This window comes from Aeromonas sp. A04, from assembly GCF_047780465.1.
GTDB classification, from domain to species: Bacteria; Pseudomonadota; Gammaproteobacteria; order Enterobacterales; family Aeromonadaceae; genus Aeromonas; species Aeromonas bestiarum.
Genome location: NZ_JBLNHP010000002.1, coordinates 520023 through 538469, shown reverse-complemented (window position 1 = coordinate 538469; position 18447 = coordinate 520023). Strand labels below are relative to the sequence as shown.

16 protein-coding genes are annotated in these 18447 nt (G+C 53.5%); 3 read left to right on the top strand and 13 right to left on the bottom strand.

Features of this window, described 5'->3' with window-relative positions:
* Positions 1–26: 26 nt before the first annotated feature.
* From ACM3N8_RS10180 to ACM3N8_RS10120, 13 genes are all read right to left on the bottom strand, one after another.
* Complete coding sequence (locus tag ACM3N8_RS10180) at positions 27–1451, bottom strand: hypothetical protein (protein WP_290017553.1); 1425 nt, start codon at positions 1449–1451, stop codon at positions 27–29.
* 9 nt (positions 1452–1460) lie between these two features.
* A complete protein-coding gene (locus ACM3N8_RS10175; protein ID WP_290017554.1) occupies positions 1461–2711 on the bottom strand; it encodes an O-antigen translocase in 1251 nt (416 codons plus the stop codon).
* Positions 2708–3811, bottom strand: a complete 1104-nt coding sequence (locus tag ACM3N8_RS10170; protein ID WP_290017556.1) for a DegT/DnrJ/EryC1/StrS family aminotransferase — start codon at positions 3809–3811, stop codon at positions 2708–2710. The genes ACM3N8_RS10175 and ACM3N8_RS10170 overlap by 4 nt, the downstream gene beginning before the upstream one ends.
* 5 nt (positions 3812–3816) lie before the next feature.
* Complete coding sequence (locus ACM3N8_RS10165) at positions 3817–4224, bottom strand: MaoC family dehydratase (RefSeq protein WP_290017557.1); 408 nt, start codon at positions 4222–4224, stop codon at positions 3817–3819.
* The gene (locus ACM3N8_RS10160) at positions 4217–4966 is read right to left on the bottom strand and encodes an N-acetyltransferase (RefSeq protein WP_290017558.1); all 750 of its coding nucleotides are present in this window, start codon (positions 4964–4966) and stop codon (positions 4217–4219) included. Before ACM3N8_RS10160 ends, ACM3N8_RS10165 begins: the two co-directional genes overlap by 8 nt.
* Positions 4963–5361: a sugar 3,4-ketoisomerase gene (locus ACM3N8_RS10155; protein WP_098983421.1), complete on the bottom strand. Its 399-nt coding sequence runs from the start codon at positions 5359–5361 to the stop codon at positions 4963–4965. The genes ACM3N8_RS10160 and ACM3N8_RS10155 overlap by 4 nt, the downstream gene beginning before the upstream one ends.
* Positions 5352–5909, bottom strand: a complete 558-nt coding sequence (gene rfbC, locus ACM3N8_RS10150) for a dTDP-4-dehydrorhamnose 3,5-epimerase (RefSeq protein ID WP_098985072.1) — start codon at positions 5907–5909, stop codon at positions 5352–5354. The genes ACM3N8_RS10155 and rfbC overlap by 10 nt, the downstream gene beginning before the upstream one ends.
* A 5-nt stretch (positions 5910–5914) precedes the next feature.
* The gene (gene rfbA, locus ACM3N8_RS10145; RefSeq protein WP_290017566.1) at positions 5915–6793 is read right to left on the bottom strand and encodes a glucose-1-phosphate thymidylyltransferase RfbA; all 879 of its coding nucleotides are present in this window, start codon (positions 6791–6793) and stop codon (positions 5915–5917) included.
* 121 nt (positions 6794–6914) lie between these two features.
* Positions 6915–7802 (bottom strand): dTDP-4-dehydrorhamnose reductase, encoded by an 888-nt coding sequence (rfbD, locus tag ACM3N8_RS10140; RefSeq protein ID WP_290017567.1) that lies wholly within the window; start codon positions 7800–7802, stop codon positions 6915–6917.
* Positions 7802–8887 carry a dTDP-glucose 4,6-dehydratase gene (gene rfbB / locus ACM3N8_RS10135; protein ID WP_290017568.1) on the bottom strand — a complete coding sequence of 362 codons (1086 nt, stop codon included), beginning with the start codon at positions 8885–8887 and terminating at the stop codon, positions 7802–7804. Before rfbB ends, rfbD begins: the two co-directional genes overlap by 1 nt.
* A 769-nt stretch (positions 8888–9656) precedes the next feature.
* Entirely contained in the window at positions 9657–11078 is a 1422-nt protein-coding gene (locus ACM3N8_RS10130; RefSeq protein WP_290017569.1) for an efflux transporter outer membrane subunit, read from the bottom strand.
* Positions 11071–14220 carry an efflux RND transporter permease subunit gene (locus tag ACM3N8_RS10125; protein ID WP_103471159.1) on the bottom strand — a complete coding sequence of 1050 codons (3150 nt, stop codon included), beginning with the start codon at positions 14218–14220 and terminating at the stop codon, positions 11071–11073. Before ACM3N8_RS10125 ends, ACM3N8_RS10130 begins: the two co-directional genes overlap by 8 nt.
* 17 nt (positions 14221–14237) lie before the next feature.
* The gene (locus ACM3N8_RS10120) at positions 14238–15419 is read right to left on the bottom strand and encodes an efflux RND transporter periplasmic adaptor subunit (RefSeq protein ID WP_098983406.1); all 1182 of its coding nucleotides are present in this window, start codon (positions 15417–15419) and stop codon (positions 14238–14240) included.
* A 143-nt stretch (positions 15420–15562) separates the two neighbouring features.
* On the opposite strand from ACM3N8_RS10120, the gene ACM3N8_RS10115 reads away from it, so the two are divergent.
* The 3 genes from ACM3N8_RS10115 (at position 15563) to ACM3N8_RS10105 (ending at position 18415) form a co-directional block, all read left to right on the top strand.
* Positions 15563–16204, top strand: a complete 642-nt coding sequence (locus ACM3N8_RS10115; protein ID WP_290017572.1) for a TetR family transcriptional regulator — start codon at positions 15563–15565, stop codon at positions 16202–16204.
* Positions 16205–16546: 342 nt separating this feature from the next.
* The gene (locus tag ACM3N8_RS10110; RefSeq protein ID WP_416016125.1) at positions 16547–17119 is read left to right on the top strand and encodes a class I SAM-dependent methyltransferase; all 573 of its coding nucleotides are present in this window, start codon (positions 16547–16549) and stop codon (positions 17117–17119) included.
* A 117-nt stretch (positions 17120–17236) separates the two neighbouring features.
* Positions 17237–18415, top strand: coding sequence for a dicarboxylate/amino acid:cation symporter (locus tag ACM3N8_RS10105; RefSeq protein ID WP_043134212.1), 1179 nt, complete (start codon positions 17237–17239; stop codon positions 18413–18415).
* Positions 18416–18447: the final 32 nt, after the last annotated feature.

Genomic DNA, 18447 nt, shown 5'->3' with positions numbered 1-18447 from the left:
TCTACGCTAACAATTAACGTGAGATGTTATTTTTTCATAATTTTTCTAACAAGAAAAACGAGCACGCTCTTTATAAAAACCAACGGATGTGTTTTAATCATAATGGTAATTAGCTTAGCATCCTTTACAGCCAGAGATAACATTTCACTGGGGAATATATCTAAATCCTGTTTCTCTAAGAAGTGCTCATTCCCACTCCACCCTTCATATGACTCGAGAAGATTGCTAGAACATGCCATATGGCAGATCACATTCAGAAAACGCTCCCTTACATTGTAAAAGGAATGAACAGCTTCTATTCTCTCCATTATCATCTCTAGATTATTAATGCTAACCCCAGAGTGTCCGACTTTACGCTTATTTTCCTCCAAGGGAGTATAACCTTGAAGCGGGCTTTCAATGCCAGTGCAATAAACGCCATTTAAACACTGCTCAACAAATGCAGTCCCACCAGGCATCGGGTGACTATCAATATATAAGTCACAATCCTTCGTCAAAGATAAATATTCAGAATATGGTAAGGATTTTATTATTTTCAAACGTTTTAGGTTTTTAATTTTCACTGGCCACCACCAATAATCAGTGTAGAAATTAACACCGATTATATAGATAATAGTATGTGGATACTCCACCAATAACGCTGATATTGTAGGGAATATAGAAACACCTTTTATCGGTTTGAATTTTGCACCTGAAGCCGCAGAAACTATTTTCTTTATCTCATTTTTTGACTGTGGATATCTTATATTCTCACTATCAAATTTTGTATTTTTATCTAACGGGATACCTAAGAATGAAGTAGGGCAGGTAATTCCTCTAAGCTTATCTATTTTCCGCCCAAAATTGCTGATTTCAAACCATATATCAGCAACAGTTACACCTACATTGAAAACATGGTCTGCATGATTTATAAAGAAACACTTAAGATCCGGATTTTTCTTCTTGGCTAATCCACATGACAATACAGATATTATATCATCTGGATGAATATTTAAGATCAACTTATTATACTTTGCATATATATCTGAGATATGATCTATCTTGTTCAAGGCTGATAATGAGCTGGGTATTGTAATTACGCTGGAAAAGAAAGATGACATTCTATTTTTTTCTCGATCACCTGAACGCCGAGTGATCAATAAATCCACTTCTTCATCCAACATTTCGGAGAGGCGCTCCATCAACCTGGTATGTCCGCCAGCAAGATATGGTTCACTAATAACAAACAATATATCATTATTTTTATTGTGAACACATCCTGATGAACCGATGGAATCTATTACCTTAAATCGAAGGTATGTTTCTATATCGGGAAAACTATAAACCCCAACATTATTTGACCACAGCAACTTGGCCAACACTTCTGCCAAGGAAATTGCATATTCAAGATCATCAGTAGAAGTAATCTTATTTTTCAACTCTAAAATTATTTTACTGCATGAAGAATTCATTCAACTGCCTTATTTAGCTATTTTATTAAAATTTATGACAAAAAATAAAAAATATAATGCATAATTTAAGGCATATGCGATGTTGACGCCGTTAACTCCAACGCTAACAATAAATAACCAAGATAGAAGCACAAATGACAGCGAAAATATTATTTCTGTACTAACAAACCATTTCACTGCACCACGAGATAACATAGGATATGCAACAAGCCAGCTTGCAATCTTTATTACATCACCAACGAGTTGAATAGAAAAAAGTTCACGTGCAGGTGAAAAACTTGATGTAAATAAAAGAGATATTGCTATATCTCTAAAGAGATAAACTCCCCCGGCACTAATAGCAACCAGTGGCATAATAATTCTAGCTGTACCAATAATTTCAGCCTTGATGGCTGCCACGTTATTTAGTGACGACAATCTAGGTAAATAGTAAGTACCAAGAGCCATAGTAATTACAGCTAAATATGCTTCCGATATTTTCCACACAGCCTGCCAATAACCAGCAACCTCCCAACCAACATTAGCCACCAGAATGTTTCTAATTAAAATCAACGCTACAGGGGCTGTCAGAGCAGAAGTCACGGCCATCAGCACATAACCGCCTATCGCCTTGCGGTGTACATGCTCAGTTTTACCCCACCAGTAACGTGCTTTAAACCAAGGTTGCCGCATGGATATAATTAGCATAACCAGGCCTGAAATGCTGCTATTTATAGCAGCAGCGATTAATGCGCCATGTAGATTGGACTGCAGTATCAATCCGATCATGACTACAGTCGCCACACATACTGAAATCATGCCCGCCATGACGTAACGCCGATACTGCTGCTGACCATTAATAACTGAAGCTATTAATGTATTCGCTGCGGAAAAGGGAAGTACACAACAAGATATAACGACTAACCAAATATAATCAGGATTACCGAAAAGCCATATAGACAGGGGCTTAGCCAGTAAAAAACCTAATGGAATGACTACACATAATAATATACCAATCCACTGAATGGCAGCCTTCCACCAAGGTGCACATGCCTCATAACCATTAGCTTGATGTTCTGCGGTAAACCGCACAACGCCATTTCCTGCGGGAGCAGTAACCAGACCATTTAACATGCCCACCATGCTTTGAACTTGTCCCAGCATAGCCATACCGGTGGGGCCGGTATACACGGCCACCACCTTGGCAATAATAAACCCAGCAACCATTCTCAGCAGGGTTAACAATGCTGTAAATGCTGTTACTGTTAACAAACGTCTCATTCAGTAAATCCATTCACCGCAGCAATGACTCGAGTCACAGCCTCTTCAGACATTGTGGGATCCATCGGCAGAGATAAAACTTGCCTATGTAACAGCTCTGTCACCGGTAACGTCATATGGTTAAATGTGTTATATGCTTTTTGCTTGTGAGGTGGTATGGGATAATGAATAAGGGTTTGGATATCACAGGACTGTAAATGTGATTGTAGTGCCTCACGAGTAGCACTTTGGACGACAAAAAGATGCCATACATGACTTTCTGGATTATCAAAAATAGGTAATTGAACTGCTGGATGAGTAATTTCAGTACAGTAACGTGCAGCGATTTCTTGGCGACGTTTGGTATCGCTATCCAGATAACCAAGCTTTACCCTTAGCATGGCTGCCTGAATTTCATCCAAACGGCTATTTACCCCTTGATATAGATTTTCATATTTTTTATGTGAACCATAGTTACGCAATGCACATACAACCTCAGCTAAAGAGTCATCATTGGTAGCAATGGCACCAGCATCCCCCAAGGCGCCCAAGTTTTTACCCGGGTAGAAGCTGAATGCGGCTGCATCACCCCAGTTACCGGCCTTACGCCCATCAATCATGGCTCCATGGGCTTGGGCGCAATCTTCTAGCACCAGCAGATTATGCTCTTTCGCAATATTCATAATCTCACGCATTGGAGAAAGCTGGCCATAAAGATGGACTGGCAAAATGGCTTTAGTTTTTTTCGTAATAGCCGCACGGACTATTTCTGGACATAAATTGTAAGTGTTTGGATTAGGTTCAACTAATACTGGAATCAAGTCATTCTGAGTGATGGCGAGAACAGATGCAATATAGGTATTTGCCTGAACAATAACTTCATCACCGGCCTTCAACTTACCCTGCTCTTTCCAAGCATCCAGAACGAGAATAAGTGCATCCAAGCCATTTGCGACGCCCAGAACATGTTTTACGCCACAGTAGTCTGAAAACTCGGTTTCAAACTGAGAGAGTTCATTACCCATAATATACCAACCAGAATCGATGACACGAGCACATGCCTCTTTCAATTCTTGCTGATAACGAGAGTTCACATTTTTAAGATCGAGGAAGTTAATCATTTTTCTCACTCTGGAATATAAATTTCTGCAATACCAGTAATTACTTTTGATTTTCCTACTTTGCAATAGGTATCAAAAAAAACTCTGCGCTTATCTATATCAATGGACGTGACTTCTACTGTGGCGGTAACAGTATCGCCAATATATACAGGCTTTCTAAATTTCAAGCTTTGCGCAACGTACACACACCCCTGACCGGGCAATTTAGTACCAAATAGTGCAGAAAAAAAGCTAGAACTTAACATTCCATGCGCAATTCGCTTGCCAAATCTAGATTCTTTTGCGTATTCGTCATCCATATGTACTGGGTTTTTATCCCCAGATATCCCTGAAAAATCTTTTACATCGGCATCGGTAATCGTTTGAGAGTATGACTCACTCATACCTATTTTAATTTCTTCTAATTTATACATCTTGTGAAAACTCCTTCACCCACTGTTGAACCACATCCTCAGGATAACCACGAGTAAAATGAGCTCTCCATGGATAAGCCGGTTTTCTGGAGCCATCCTTTAACTTTAATTTAGATGTAGCACCAACTGCTTTTGCCGGAGTTCCTGCGTAAATAGTATCAACTTCAGTTATCCCAGAAAGAGATGAATGAGCACCGATCAAACAACCTTCTGCGATATAAGCACCTGGCAAGATAACTGACATTGTTGCAATAACTGCATAGTCACTCACTGTCACGCCTTGCATTACATTGCTTGGCGGATGGGGATCATTAGTGAGCACAACATATGGAAATATCCATACAAAATTACCAATTTTACTATGTTGACCTATATGTACATTACTGTGTGTTCTAACATAGTCACCGATATGACAATGACCTTGAATATCAGAAAGAGTACCTATTTGCAGGTTTTTTCCAGCAATGGTTTTCTCGCGAACAGTCACTCGATGACCAGTCACTAATGCTGGTCCAAAAACAGACCCTTCATAGAATATACTATGAGAACGAATATGCGATTTTTTGCCTATATGTAGTCGCTCACCACCAGATAGACTATTACTAACCCCGATCTCACAAAATGCCTCAATGATAGTGTCATCTTCGATCAAAACATTATCATAAATAATTGTGTATGCGCCGATTGTAACATTGTTACCAAGCACGGCCTTATCAGAAATAATAGATGTTGGGTGAATCATTTCTTTGATGCCTCTATAAACACCTGATAATCTCGTACGTAATCATTTTCATCATATAGCTGGTCTGCCAGGACCATCAGTACACAGTCATCAGAAAAATCATACATTTCGCGCCACATAAATGACTCAATAAGAAGTCCCTGAGCCGGATTATCCAGTAAGATCTCAACTCGCTCACGACCATCATCAAGCAAAAAGCGACAAGACCCACGGACTGCAATTGCAACCTGTTTCAACGTCCGATGGGCGTGAAAGCCACGTCTCACCCCTTGGTTTGTCTTGAACATGTAATAAACACGTTTGATCTCAAAGGGAATATTTTTTCCCTCTTCCAGTGCTACTAATGAACCACGTTCATCGCCATGTGTTTGCAGCGGGATTAATTTCACTTGCATAGATTCATTGCCTCAACATAGCTTGATAGTGGCAGTGCTACCTGATCTTTTTTCGATAACTTTATATTTGATACTGGCCATGAAATATTTAAATCAGTGTCATTCCAACTAATAGCACCCTCGCTTTCAGGATGATAATAATCTGTTGTTTTATACAAAAACTCTGCTGTTTCGCTTAAGGTTACAAAGCCATGAGCAAACCCTGCCGGTATCCATAACTGTCTTTTATTTTCGGCTGATAGGTGCACACCAACCCACTGCCCAAAACTTGAGGAACCAAGACGGATATCTACCGCGACATCAAATACTTCACCGGAAATACAACGTACCAGTTTACCTTGAGCATGGGGAGCAGCCTGATAATGCAACCCACGCAAAACGCCTTGACTCGATTTGGAGTGATTATCTTGTACAAATGTGACTGGATACCCTACAGCCTTCTCAAACTGTAGATGGTTGAAACTTTCAAAGAAAAAGCCACGCTCATCGCCAAACACCTTAGGTTCAAAGAGCAAAACCTCAGGAATTTCAGTTTGAATACCCTTCATGGACATTATTTCCCTTTGATCATCTTGAGCAAGTACTGACCGTATGCATTTTTGGCAAGCGGCGCAGCCAAATTCCTGATCTTTTCCGCGTCAATAAACCCTTTTCGATAGGCAATTTCTTCCGGGCAAGAAACCTTTAATCCCTGCCTGGTTTCAATGGTCTGAATAAAGTTGCTCGCCTCAATCAGGCTCTCATGAGTACCGGTGTCGAGCCAGGCATAACCACGACCCATCATGGCTACCGACAGATTACCTTGTTCAAGATAGATGCGGTTAACGTCTGTGATTTCCAGTTCACCACGTGGAGATGGTTTCAGACTCTTGGCTATCTTCACCACGCTGTTGTCATAGAAATAGAGGCCAGTCACCGCATAGTTGCTCTTGGGCTCCAGCGGCTTCTCTTCCAGTGAAATAGCGGTCCCCTTGCTATCGAATTCCACCACCCCATAGCGCTCAGGATCATGTACGTGATAGGCAAACACGGTGGCGCCACTGGATTTGGCCGCCGCGCCTTCCAGCTGTTTCTGCAAATCGTGACCGTAGAAGATGTTGTCACCCAGCACCAACGCACAGTCGTCGTTACCGATAAACTCTTCACCCAGGATAAAGGCTTGGGCCAATCCATCCGGGCTTGGTTGCACCTTGTATTGCAGATTCAAGCCCCATTGACTGCCATCACCCAGCAGTTGTTCAAAACGGGGGGTATCTTGCGGTGTACTGATGATCAAGATATCGCGGATCCCTGCCAGCATCAGGGTGCTGAGCGGGTAATAGATCATCGGCTTGTCATAGATGGGCAGCAGCTGCTTGCTGACCGCCATGGTGACGGGATAGAGACGAGTGCCTGACCCACCGGCCAGAATAATACCTTTACGTTTAGTCATAGTGCTTGATTTCTTATATTTGAATTATGTAATTCATCAAAATGAGTGCGCCAAAACATCACTCATTCTGTGTTTTATCCCTGTTGGCGTGAAGCTGCATTCCCACACCCTTTGTATCTTCTTATTTGCCGAGGATCTCGGTCAGCATTCGCTCTACGCCCACTGTCCAGTCCGGCAGCACCAGATCGAAGGTGCGCTGAAACTTGCTGGTATCGAGGCGCGAGTTATGGGGCCGTCTGGCTGGGGTCGGAAAGGCACTGGTCGGCACCGCATTGAGTTGCGTGACCGCCAGTTCAACCCCTGCCTCTCTGGCTTTGGCAAACACCAGCTGGGCATAGTCAAACCAGGTGGTAGTGCCAGAGGCGATCAGATGGTAGAGACCCGCGACCTCCGGCTTGTGCTGCGCTATCCGAATGGCATGGGCCGTACAATCAGCCAGCAACTCGGCGCCGGTCGGCGCACCAAACTGGTCATTGATGACCGACATCTCGCTGCGCTCCTTGCCAAAACGCAGCATGGTCTTGGCGAAGTTGGCACCGCGGGCGGCGTAGACCCAGCTGGTCCGGAAGATAAGATGGCGAGGACAAAGCGCTGCCGCCTGTTCCCCTGCCAGCTTGGTCTCACCATAGACGTTGAGCGGTGCAGTCTGATCACTCTCGACCCAGGGACGCTCGCCACTGCCATCGAATACGTAGTCGGTAGAGTAGTGCACCAGCCAGGCACCCAAGGCCTCGGCTTCTTTGGCGATGGCGGCCACACTGGTAGCGTTGAGCAGTTCGGCAAACTCCCGCTCGCTCTCCGCCTTGTCGACTGCCGTATGGGCAGCCGCATTGACAATCACATCCGGCTTGACCAGCCGTACCGTTTCAGCCACGCCCGCCGGATTGCTGAAATCGCCACAATAATCCGCAGAATCAAAATCGACGGCGGTAATATGCCCTAGCGGAGCCAGTGCACGCTGCAGCTCCCAACCTACCTGGCCATTTTTACCAAACAGCAGGATATGCATCAGGCACGTTCCCCGTAGTTCTGTTCAATCCAGGATTGGTAGGCACCACTCTTGACATTGTTCACCCACTCCTGGTTATCCAGATACCACTGCACGGTTTTGCGAATACCAGACTCAAAAGTTTCTTCTGGCTGCCAATTCAGCTCTGCACTCATCTTGCTGGCATCGATGGCATAGCGGCGATCGTGACCGGGACGATCCGCCACATAGGTGATTTGATCGCGATAAGACCCGGCTTTCGGCACCATATCATCGAGCAGACCACACACGGTATGCACCACGTCCAGGTTTTGTTTCTCGTTGTGACCGCCAATGTTATAGGTCTCTCCCACCACACCGGTGGTCACCACCTTGTAGAGCGCGCGAGCATGGTCTTCCACATAGAGCCAGTCGCGGATCTGGTCGCCCTTGCCATAGACAGGCAGCGGCTTGCCATCCAGCGCATTCAGGATCACCAGCGGGATCAGCTTCTCGGGGAAGTGATAAGGGCCATAGTTGTTGGAGCAGTTGGTGACTATGGTCGGCAGACCGTAAGTACGGCGCCAGGCGCGCACCAGGTGGTCGCTGGATGCCTTGGAGGCAGAATAGGGGCTACTGGGGGCATAGGGAGTGGTTTCGGTAAAGAGCGGCAGTGCCTCACCGGCGATCACCTCATCCGGGTGGGGCAGATCGCCATACACCTCATCAGTGGATATATGATGGAAGCGGAAAGCCGCTTTGCGCGTCTCGTCCAGATCGTTCCAATAGGCACGGGCGGCTTCCAGCAACACATAGGTGCCGACGATATTGGTCTCGATGAAATCAGCGGGCCCTGTGATGGAGCGATCGACATGGCTTTCGGCCGCCAGGTGCATCACGGCATCCGGTTGATGCAGGGCAAACACCCGATCCAGTTCGCCACGGTTGCAGATATCCACCTGTTCAAAGGCATAGCGAGCACTCGCTGCCACATCAGCCAGCGATTCCAGGTTGCCTGCATAAGTGAGTTTATCGAGGTTGATGACTGAATCCTGGGTATGCCCAATGATATGACGAACAACCGCCGAGCCGATAAAGCCAGCGCCACCAGTGACAAGGATTTTCATAGGTATGCTCTTGAAAATTAATAGAAAAAAATTATTTTTTCAGCTAGCGAAAAAAGGATGGAGGCAAAACTGAGTCTGTCCGACAGGCAGATATCTCACGTTAATCAGGAAAATCACATTGGCTACCGCCCCTGAGTTACAGCCCCCAGTTTGCTGCTTTTAACCAGATTGTGTCTGCTGTTGGCCATGATGCCCTCCAGCGTGGGATAAGTCTGCCACCGTCCCTGATGACAAGATCTCGATTTGTTTTACAAATTCAGTCTGGCGGTCTTGCCAGAAGCAGCCGTGCAATATCACAGTACCACTAGGGCAAAGTCTGGATTCTAGCGCCTTTCCCGGCAGCTTGAACAGTCAAAACAACACTCCTAAAAGTGTCGGATCTACCATCTGTTCATTAATCCACCAGGGTGAAACCTGGCAGGAAATGTCCTGCTTCAGCCTGTAGATCGGATTCATAAGTTACCCACCTTAGCCTTGGTCCCATCAATACTGAAGTAAAACTAATGGCAAACGGAACGTTAGCACTAATTCAGGTCATGATGTCGATCCGCACCTCGGGGTTTATGGCAAGTGTGCCATCGTTTTTACAGTAACGACTACAGGTCCATTTACCTTGCTTGCCGGCGTTCCTGCCCACTCGGCACTTGGCAGCGGCAACACCCGCACGACGTATTATGTCATCAAGGTTTCATATGTGTATGAAAACAAACAGGGCGAACCGGATGGTTCGCCCTGTGGCTATACGATAACGCAAGCTGGGACGTGATGGCTACTGCTGCTGCTGAACACTCGCCGTCGCGCTTGCGTCGGGGGCTTGCCAGCCGCCACCCACGGCCTTGTAAAGCGCCACCTGGTTGGTCAGCTGGGCCAGACGGGTGCTGATCAGCCCCTGCTTGGCACTGAACAACGAACGCTGGGCATCGAGCCGGGTCAGGTAGCTGTCCACTCCTTGCTCATAGCGGAACTCCGCCAGCTTGAAGTAGGTCTGGTTGGCCTCGACCAGTGCCTGCTGCGCCTGCAACTGCTGCTGGTAATCAGCCTGGGTGCCGAGCGTATCCGCAACCTCCTTGAAGGCGGTCTGGATGCTCTTCTCATAGCTGGCCACCGCCTGCCTGGTGCTCACCTCGGCCACGTCGAGATCGGCAATGCGTTTGCCGCCATCGAAGATGGGCAGGTTGATCTGGGGGATAAACGACCAGGTCCCGGTCCCGCCATCAAACAGGCCGCTCAGCTGATTGCTGGCGGTGCCCGCCGTCGCGGTGAGCGAGATGGAGGGGAAGAAGGCCGCGCGCGCCGCACCAATATTGGCATTGGCCGCCTTCAGACTGTGCTCGGCGGCCAGAATATCCGGGCGCTGCTGCAGCAGGCTGGAAGGTGCGCCGACCGGGATAGCCGCCAGTTGCACCTCGGCCAGGGTCGCCGGCTGACCGTCCAGTGCCGGTACCTGGCTGCCAAGCAGCAGGGCCAGACCGTTGCGATCCTGCTTCACCTGGCGCTGGTACTGGGCCAGGCTGACCCGGGCGCTCTCCAACGCGGTACGCCCTTGCGCCAGTTCCATCTCGGAGGCCGCGCCCAGGCGATACTTGTGCTCGGTCAGGCCATAGCTCTCCTGCTCGGTCGACAGGGTTGCCTCACTCAGCGCCAGCAACTCCTGATCCGCCAGCAAGGTGAGATAGGCGTTGGCCACCGAGGCGACCAGCGCAATCTGGGTGCTGCGCTGGGTCTCGATCTGACCAAGATAGGTCTCCAGCGCCTGATCCTTCAGGCTCTGGATCCGGCCGAACAGGTCCAGCTCATAGGCTGTGATGCCGATGTTGGCATCGTACTGGCTGCTGATAGTCCCCTGCCCCGTGCTGCTGAGATCATCGGACCCCTGCTGGCGGGTGCCTGAGCCATTCGCCGCCAGGGTCGGCAGCTGGGCCGCCCGCTGGATGCGATATCTGGCCTCATAGGCCTCGACGTTGAGAGCTGCGATACGCAGATCCCGGTTGTTCTCCAGCGCAGTGGCGATCAGTTTCTGCAGGGCCGGATCGAGGAACTGCTGCTGCCAGGGGGAGGCAACCGCCTCCCCTTCCGCCTTGTTGCTCTGCCAGGAGGCGCCTTGCGGCAACTCGGGTCTTTGATAGTCGGGGGCCATGGAACAGGCCCCCAGCAATAGTGTCACGCTCAAGGCGACGATCGTCTTAGTCATGATGAGTCTCCTTGGCAAGGGCGGCCCGCTCTTCCCGTGAACTGTGTTTGGTGAAGTAGCGCGTCACCAGCACGAAGAACAGCGGCACGAAGAAGATGGCCAGCACGGTCGCGCTGATCATGCCCCCCATCACCCCTGTACCTATGGCGTTGCGGCTGCTGGCACCCGCGCCCGAGCTGATGGCCAGCGGCAGCACGCCGAGGATGAAGGCGAGCGAGGTCATCAGGATCGGACGCAACCGCAACCGGGCTGCCTCCACCACGGCTTCGCTGACGCCCATCCCCTTGTCATACAGCTCCTTGGCAAATTCGACGATCAGGATCGCGTTCTTGGCCGACAGCCCTATGGTGGTGAGCAAGCCCACCTGGAAGTAGACGTCGTTCTCGAGCCCCCGCATGGTCGCCGCCAGAATGGCGCCCAACACCCCGAGCGGCACTACCAGCATCACCGAGAAGGGAATGCTCCAGCTCTCGTACAGGGCCGCCAGACAGAGGAAGACCACCAGCAGGGAGATAGCGTACAAGGCCGGCGCCTGGGAGCCCGCCTGGCGCTCCTGCAGGGAGAGACCTGTCCACTCGATACCGATGCCTTCCGGCAGCTGTTTCACCATCTGTTCTATGGCCGCCATGGCGTCACCGGTACTCTTGCCAGGCGCCGCTTCACCCACTATCTCCATGGCGGAGACACCGTTGTAGCGTTCCAGACGGGGCGAGCCAAAGCTCCACTCCGTGCTGGCAAAGGCGGAGAAGGGCACCATCTGGCCCGCGCTGTTGCGCACATACCACAGCTTGAGATCTTCCGGGTTCATCCGGAACGGTGCATCCGCCTGCAGGTAGACCTTCTTGACCCGACCGCGATCGACGAAGTCGTTCACATAGGAAGAGCCCCAGGCCGCCGCCAGCGTGTTGTTGATGTCGCTGATGGAGAGCCCCTGCGCCAGCGCCTTCTCGTAGTCAATCTTGACGTCGAGCTGCGGTGTATCTTCCATCCCGTTCGGGCGCACCCGCACCAGGTTGGGATCCTGCGCCGCCATGCCGAGCAGCTGGTTGCGCGCCGCCATCAGCTTCTCGTGCCCCAGCCCGCCGCGATCCTGCAGGTAGAAGTCAAAGCCGGTGGCCGTCCCGAGCTCAGGAATGGGAGGCAGGTTGAAGGCAAACACCTGGGCTTCCTTGATGCTGAACAGGTAGCCCATGGCGCGGCCTATGATGGCATTGGCACTGCGCTCCGGCGTGTCGCGCTCTTTCCAGTCTTTCAGCTTGATAAACGCCATGCCGCTGTTCTGACCGCTACCGGCGAAGCTGAAGCCCGCCACCGTCAGCACGGCCTCGACGTTATCCTTCTCATTCTTCAGGAAGTAGTCGCGCATGTCCGCCAGCACCACCTCGGTACGCTGCTTGGTAGCACCGACCGGCAGTTGCACCATGGACATGATGACCCCCTGATCCTCTTCCGGCAGGAAGGAGGTGGGCATGCGCATGAACAGGATGGCCAGCACCGCAAGCATGGCGGCATAAATGATACCGTAACGCACCCCCTGCTTGACCACCTTGCGCACGCCGTTCTGGTAACGGTTGGCACCGGCATCGAAGGCCCGGTTGAACCAGCCGAAGAAGCCGCGCTGGGCACCGAACTCGCCGTGCTTGATCGGCTTGAGCAGGGTGGCACAGAGCGCCGGGGTCAGGATCAGCGCCACCAGCACCGACAGCACCATGGCCGAGACTATGGTCAGGGAGAACTGGCGATAGATGGCACCCGTCGAGCCGCCGAAGAAGGCCATGGGCACGAACACGGCGGACAGCACCAGGGCGATACCCACCAGGGCACCCGTGATCTGGGTCATGGACTTGCGAGTCGCTTCCAGCGGGGAGAGATCCTCCTCGCTCATCAGCCGTTCCACGTTCTCCACCACCACGATGGCGTCATCCACCAGCAGGCCTATGGCCAGCACCAGACCGAACATGGTCAGGGTGTTGATGGAAAAACCGAACGCCGACATGACGCCGAAGGTCCCCAGCAGTACCACGGGCACGGCTATGGTCGGGATCAGGGTGGCGCGGAAGTTCTGCAGGAACAGATACATGACGCAGAACACCAGGAAGATCGCCTCGATCAGGGTCTGCGCCACCTCCTCGATGGAGATCTTCACGAACGGCGTGGTGTCGTACGGATAGACGATTTCCATGTTGGCCGGGAAGTAGGCGGAGAGCTCATCCAGCTTGCCGCGGATCTTCTCGGCGGTATCGAGCGCGTTGGCACCGGTCGCCAGCTTGATGGCGACAGCCGCGGTGGACTGGCCGTTGTAGAGCGCATCGGCGTCGTAATTTTCGCCCGCCAGCTCAACCCGGGCCACATCCTGCAGCCGTACCTTGGAGCCGTCCTGATTCACCCGCAGCAAGATATTGTTGAACTCGGCCACGCTGGAGAGACGGGTCTGCCCCATGATGGTGGCGGTGAACTGCTGATCGGTCACGGAAGGCGTACCGCCCAGCTTGCCGAACGCCACCTGGGCATTCTGCGCCTTGATGGCGGTCTGCACATCAATCGGGGTCATCTGTACCCGGTTGAGCTTGTTCGGATCGAGCCAGACCCGCATGGAGTACTGGCTGCCGAACAAGGTGATGTCCCCGACCCCGTCCAGACGGCTCAGCGGCTCCTTGATGTTGGCCACCACGTAGTCGGCCAGGTCATCGTTGTTCATGGAGCCATCGCTGGAGATGAAGGCCGCCACCATCAGGAAGCTGCTGGAGGTCTTCTGAACCCGGATCCCCTGCTGTTGTACTTCCTGCGGCAGCAACGACATCGCCTGCTGCAGCTTGTTCTGCACCTGTACCTGGGCGATATCGGGATCGGTACCGGCCTGGAAGGTGAGGGTCACCGACACATTGCCGGACGAATCAGACTGGGAAGACATGTAGAGCAGGTGATCCAGCCCCGTCATGTTCTGCTCGATGATCTGGGTCACCGAGTCTTCCACCGTCTTGGCGGAGGCGCCCGGATAGCTGGCGGAGATGCCGACGGCGGGTGGCGCTATGCTGGGATACTGGGCGATCGGCAGGCCTATGATGGCCAGGCTCCCCGCCAGCATGATCACCAGGGCGATCACCCAGGCGAAAATGGGTCTGTCTATGAAAAATCGTGCCATGAGGCGACTACTCCATCCTACTTGTTGGCCGGGGTCTGGGCAGACAGCTCGGTGGCAGTCTGTTCAGTGGGCGCCACGACAACCCCGGGTTTTACCTTTTGCAGACCGGCGACGATCACCCGCTCGCCCGTCTTGAGACCGGATTCCACCACCCAGTCGCTGCCGACGATGCGGCTCAGCTGCACTTCCCGCAGCTCGACCTTGTTGTCCGCGGTCACCACCATGACGGTGGCACCGCCTTTCGGGGTGCGGGTCACGGCAGTTTGCGGCACCAGCAGCCCCTCGGCCCGCTCACCCTCTTGCAGGGTGGCGCGCATGAACATGCCGGGCAGCAACAGCTGGTGAGGGTTGGGGACTATCACCCGCAGGGTCACCATGCCGGTGGTCTCATCCACGGTCACGTCGGAGAACTGCAACGAGCCCTCTTCGCTGTAGCTGCTGCCATCTTCCAGTTGGAAGCGCACCTTGGCACCATCCTGCTGGCCCTGGGTCAGCTTGCCGGCGGCGACCTGGCGCTTGAGGCGCAGCAGATCGGCGGTGGACTGACGCACATCCACATACATGGGGTCGAGCTGCTGGATGGAGGTAAGGCTGTCGGCCTGCTGGGCCGTCACCAGGGCACCCTCGGTCACCGCAGACTTGCCGATGCGACCGCTGATGGGGGCCGTGATGCGGGTATAGGCCAGATTGATGTTGGCGCTCTGCACGGCGGCCTTGGCGGCCCCTATCTCGGCCAGCTGCTGCTTCCAGGCGGCGTCGGCGTCGTCATACTCCTGGCTGCTGATGGCCTTCACCTTCACCAGCTCGGCATAACGCTTGGCCTTGAGGCGGGCGCTCTGCTCGTTGGCCTGCGCCTTGGCCAGATTGGCCTTGGCACTGGCCACATTGGCCTGATAGACGGCGGGGTCTATCTGGTACAGCAGTTGACCGGCCTTGACGTCGCTGCCTTCGGTAAAGAGGCGCTTGAGAATGATACCGCTCACCTGGGGACGCACCTCGGCGACCCGCAGCGGGGCACTGCGGCCGGTCAGCTCCGAGGTGAGCTGCAACGGCATTGTGTGCAGGGTGACGACATCCACGGCGGCGGGTGGCATCTCACCCGGCCCTTGCTGGGCACTGCCCTGTTCGCCACAAGCTGTCAGCAGACCGCTTGCCAGCAGGGCAAGGCCGACCGAACGTGCGAGAATATGTTTATGCATGAAGAACCTGAGCCTCTGTCAATCAATGAATAACCACAGGTTTTGTATGACCCTGTTGGTAAAATCGGAAAGATGAGGCAATATACATACATTCATAAATGTATGTAAGTGACTTTTTTTACTTTTACAAGGCGCAGATGTCGATGGCCAGAAGAACCAAAGAAGAGGCGCAGCAGACCCGCTGCCACATCATGAGTACGGCCCTGAATCTGTTCTGTTCGCAAGGATTGGCCAAGACCAGCCTGACCGATATTGCCAGGGCCGCCGATCTGACCCGTGGCGCCATCTATTGGCACTTCAAGAACAAGGAGGAGCTGTTCGTCTCCCTGTGGGAAGAGCTGTGCCAACCGCTCTCCCATCAGCTCGACGCCTGTGTCGCCGAACAGGAGCCGGATCCCCTCGGCAAGCTGCGCAGCTTCCTCAAGGAGGTGCTGGTGAAGATCAGTACTAATCCTGCCCACCAGCAGATGTTCACCATCATGTTCAATCTCGAGTCGCTGGAAGGGGAAGCCATCTCGCTGCGCGAGCACATGCGCAGCCAGTCCGCCAACTTCTTCCGGGATCTGGAGACCACCCTGGCCAATGCGGTGCGCCTCGGCCAGCTGCCCCGGGGACTGGATCTGCAGCGGGCCGCCACCCTGCTGCACTGCACCCTGGATGGCTACATCATCAACTGGCTGCACTTCCCGGAGCGCATCGACCTGACCCGGGAGGCCGACTTCCTGCTCGACAGCCTGTTTGCCCTGATAGCCCTGCCGACCGGCCCGGCCGCCCGACGCACCTGATAGCCCAGGGCCAGCCCGACGCTGGCCCCGCTCCTTGCTTCCCGCACGCCACCACAGAACCGCTCTCCTGCCTGGCAGTACAGATTCACGGCACGACGCTTTGGTAGCCCGTCGCCAAATTTGCTAGAGTAGCGCCCCCGAAAGAAGGTGCCTGCCATGTCCATATCTCCACTGCCCGACCACGATGCCTCCATCAGTCAATCATCTGCATCGCCGCGGCCCGGTCACAATGCCTCCCCCAGTCAGCCATCTGCATCGCCACTGCTCAGTCATGATGCCTCCTCCAGTCTGCCATCTGCGGCGGATGCCGACACCCTGTCTGCCCGTCAGCGCTTTCTGATATTGCTGGCAAGCGGGGCCCATCTGCTGGAGGCGGGCTGTGGAGCGGGCGAGGATCTGCTCTTTTTCCGGCAGCAAGGCCTCATGGTCACCGCCTTTGATGCCAGCCTGGCCCAGGCCAGGCTCGCCTCGCGCCGCAGCGGCCAACCGGTGCGGGTCTGCCGCCTCGAGCAGATGCACAGCGCCTTGCCCTTTGACGGCATCTGGGCCAGCGGCTCGCTGCCCTGCCTGGCCGAGGGAGAGCTTGCCCCCGCCCTGATGCATCTCGCCGGCCTGCTCAAACCCCGGGCGCCGCTCTACTGCTCCTTCCCCTACGGCGAAGGCGAGCACAGCTGCGCCGTGGCGCCTTCACAAGACGAATATCCGCTGCAGACCCGCCTCGATGAGGCCCGCCTGCAACAACTGATCGCCCCCCTGCCGTTTACCCTGCATCAGAGCTGGTGCAGCGAGGATGCCGTGCACGGCCGCTGGCTGCATGCCCTGCTGATCCGCCTCCCCGAGCTCGCCCCCACCCTGCATCAATATCGCCGCCGTCGCTTCAAGGGGCCCATTCCCCGTGATCCATCATCCAGATAACAATATTTAACTCGGAGTTAACCAGGTGATGGCAGACAAGATGCGGCGTTTGTGTTAAAAAGCGGCATTAAAATCAAAATTAAATAACAAATCAGACACTAACACCTGGATTTACTTATGAAACTTGTCCTCAAACTGGTTGCCGGCATCCTGGCCGGTCTCTTGCTCGGTCTCTACGCCCCGGAATGGGTCGCACGCGTGCTGTTTACGGCCAAGACAGTCATAGGTCAGCTGATCACCTTCACCATTCCGCTCATCATCCTGTTCTTCATCATGAGCGGCATCGCCAGCCTGCCGAAGAACTCCGGCAAGCTGCTGGGCAAGACGGTCGCCCTCTCCTACTGCTCCACCATACTGGCGGGCCTGTTCGCCTTTGCCGTGGCCAGCAACCTGATCCCGCGCCTGACCACAGCCGCCGAGCCCACGGCCGCCGCCGCCATCAAGCTCAGCTCCTACGTCAACCTGGAGATACCGCCGCTGTTCGGGGTCATGTCGGCCCTGGCCGCCGCCTTCGTGTTCGGCATCGGCATCAGCGCCACCCAGGCCACCGATCTGCGCCGGGTCGCGGATCAGGGCCGCGACATCATAGACCGCCTGCTGGCCAAGGTGATCATCCCGCTGCTGCCCTTCTACATCGCCGGTGTCTTCGTCGAGATGACGGTCGAGGGCACCGTCTTCGCCACCCTGAAGACCTTCGGCGTGGTGCTGGTGATGGCCATCGTCATGCACTGGCTCTGGCTCTCCGTGCTGTTCGTCGGCACTGGGCTGGCGCTGGGTCGCTCACCCGCCATGCTCATCAAGAATATGCTGCCCGCCTACTTCACCGCCCTCGGCACCATGTCCAGCGCCGCCACCATCCCGGTGGCCCTGCAGGCCAGCAAGAACAACGGCGTGAGCGACGGCATCGCCAACTTCACCGTGCCCCTGTGCGCCACCATCCACCTGTGTGGCTCCACCATCACCCTGGTGACCTGTGCCACCGCCGTCATGTTCCTCTCCGAGCACCTGGCCATTCCGGGACTGGACACCATGCTGCCCTTCATCATGATGCTGGGCGTCATCATGATAGCCGCGCCGGGTGCCCCGGGTGGCGGCGTCATGTCCGCCCTGGGCCTGCTCACCTCCATGCTCGGCTTCGGTGAGGCCTCCATCGCCCTGATGATCGCCCTCTACCTGGCCCAAGACAGCTTCGGCACCGCCTGCAACGTCACAGGTGACGGCGTCATCGCCCTGTGGGCCGACCGCTTCGCCCAGCGCGGCGAGACTGCGCTCGGCGCCGAGCAGGACGCAGCCTGATAAAGCAAGCACATAAAAAAACGGGAGCCAGT

Bases quoted from the DNA above. Each gene is read 5' to 3' on its own strand.
- ACM3N8_RS10180 (WP_290017553.1), bottom strand. From the start codon at position 1,451: ATGAATTCTTCATGCAGTAAAATAATTTTAGAGTTGAAAAATAAGATT.
- ACM3N8_RS10175 (WP_290017554.1), bottom strand. From the start codon at position 2,711: ATGAGACGTTTGTTAACAGTAACAGCATTTACAGCATTGTTAACCCTG.
- ACM3N8_RS10170 (WP_290017556.1), bottom strand. From the start codon at position 3,811: ATGATTAACTTCCTCGATCTTAAAAATGTGAACTCTCGTTATCAGCAA.
- ACM3N8_RS10165 (WP_290017557.1), bottom strand. From the start codon at position 4,224: ATGTATAAATTAGAAGAAATTAAAATAGGTATGAGTGAGTCATACTCT.
- ACM3N8_RS10160 (WP_290017558.1), bottom strand. From the start codon at position 4,966: ATGATTCACCCAACATCTATTATTTCTGATAAGGCCGTGCTTGGTAAC.
- ACM3N8_RS10155 (WP_098983421.1), bottom strand. From the start codon at position 5,361: ATGCAAGTGAAATTAATCCCGCTGCAAACACATGGCGATGAACGTGGT.
- rfbC (WP_098985072.1), bottom strand. From the start codon at position 5,909: ATGAAGGGTATTCAAACTGAAATTCCTGAGGTTTTGCTCTTTGAACCT.
- rfbA (WP_290017566.1), bottom strand. From the start codon at position 6,793: ATGACTAAACGTAAAGGTATTATTCTGGCCGGTGGGTCAGGCACTCGT.
- rfbD (WP_290017567.1), bottom strand. From the start codon at position 7,802: ATGCATATCCTGCTGTTTGGTAAAAATGGCCAGGTAGGTTGGGAGCTG.
- rfbB (WP_290017568.1), bottom strand. From the start codon at position 8,887: ATGAAAATCCTTGTCACTGGTGGCGCTGGCTTTATCGGCTCGGCGGTT.
- ACM3N8_RS10130 (WP_290017569.1), bottom strand. From the start codon at position 11,078: ATGACTAAGACGATCGTCGCCTTGAGCGTGACACTATTGCTGGGGGCC.
- ACM3N8_RS10125 (WP_103471159.1), bottom strand. From the start codon at position 14,220: ATGGCACGATTTTTCATAGACAGACCCATTTTCGCCTGGGTGATCGCC.
- ACM3N8_RS10120 (WP_098983406.1), bottom strand. From the start codon at position 15,419: ATGCATAAACATATTCTCGCACGTTCGGTCGGCCTTGCCCTGCTGGCA.
- ACM3N8_RS10115 (WP_290017572.1), top strand. From the start codon at position 15,563: ATGGCCAGAAGAACCAAAGAAGAGGCGCAGCAGACCCGCTGCCACATC.
- ACM3N8_RS10105 (WP_043134212.1), top strand. From the start codon at position 17,237: ATGAAACTTGTCCTCAAACTGGTTGCCGGCATCCTGGCCGGTCTCTTG.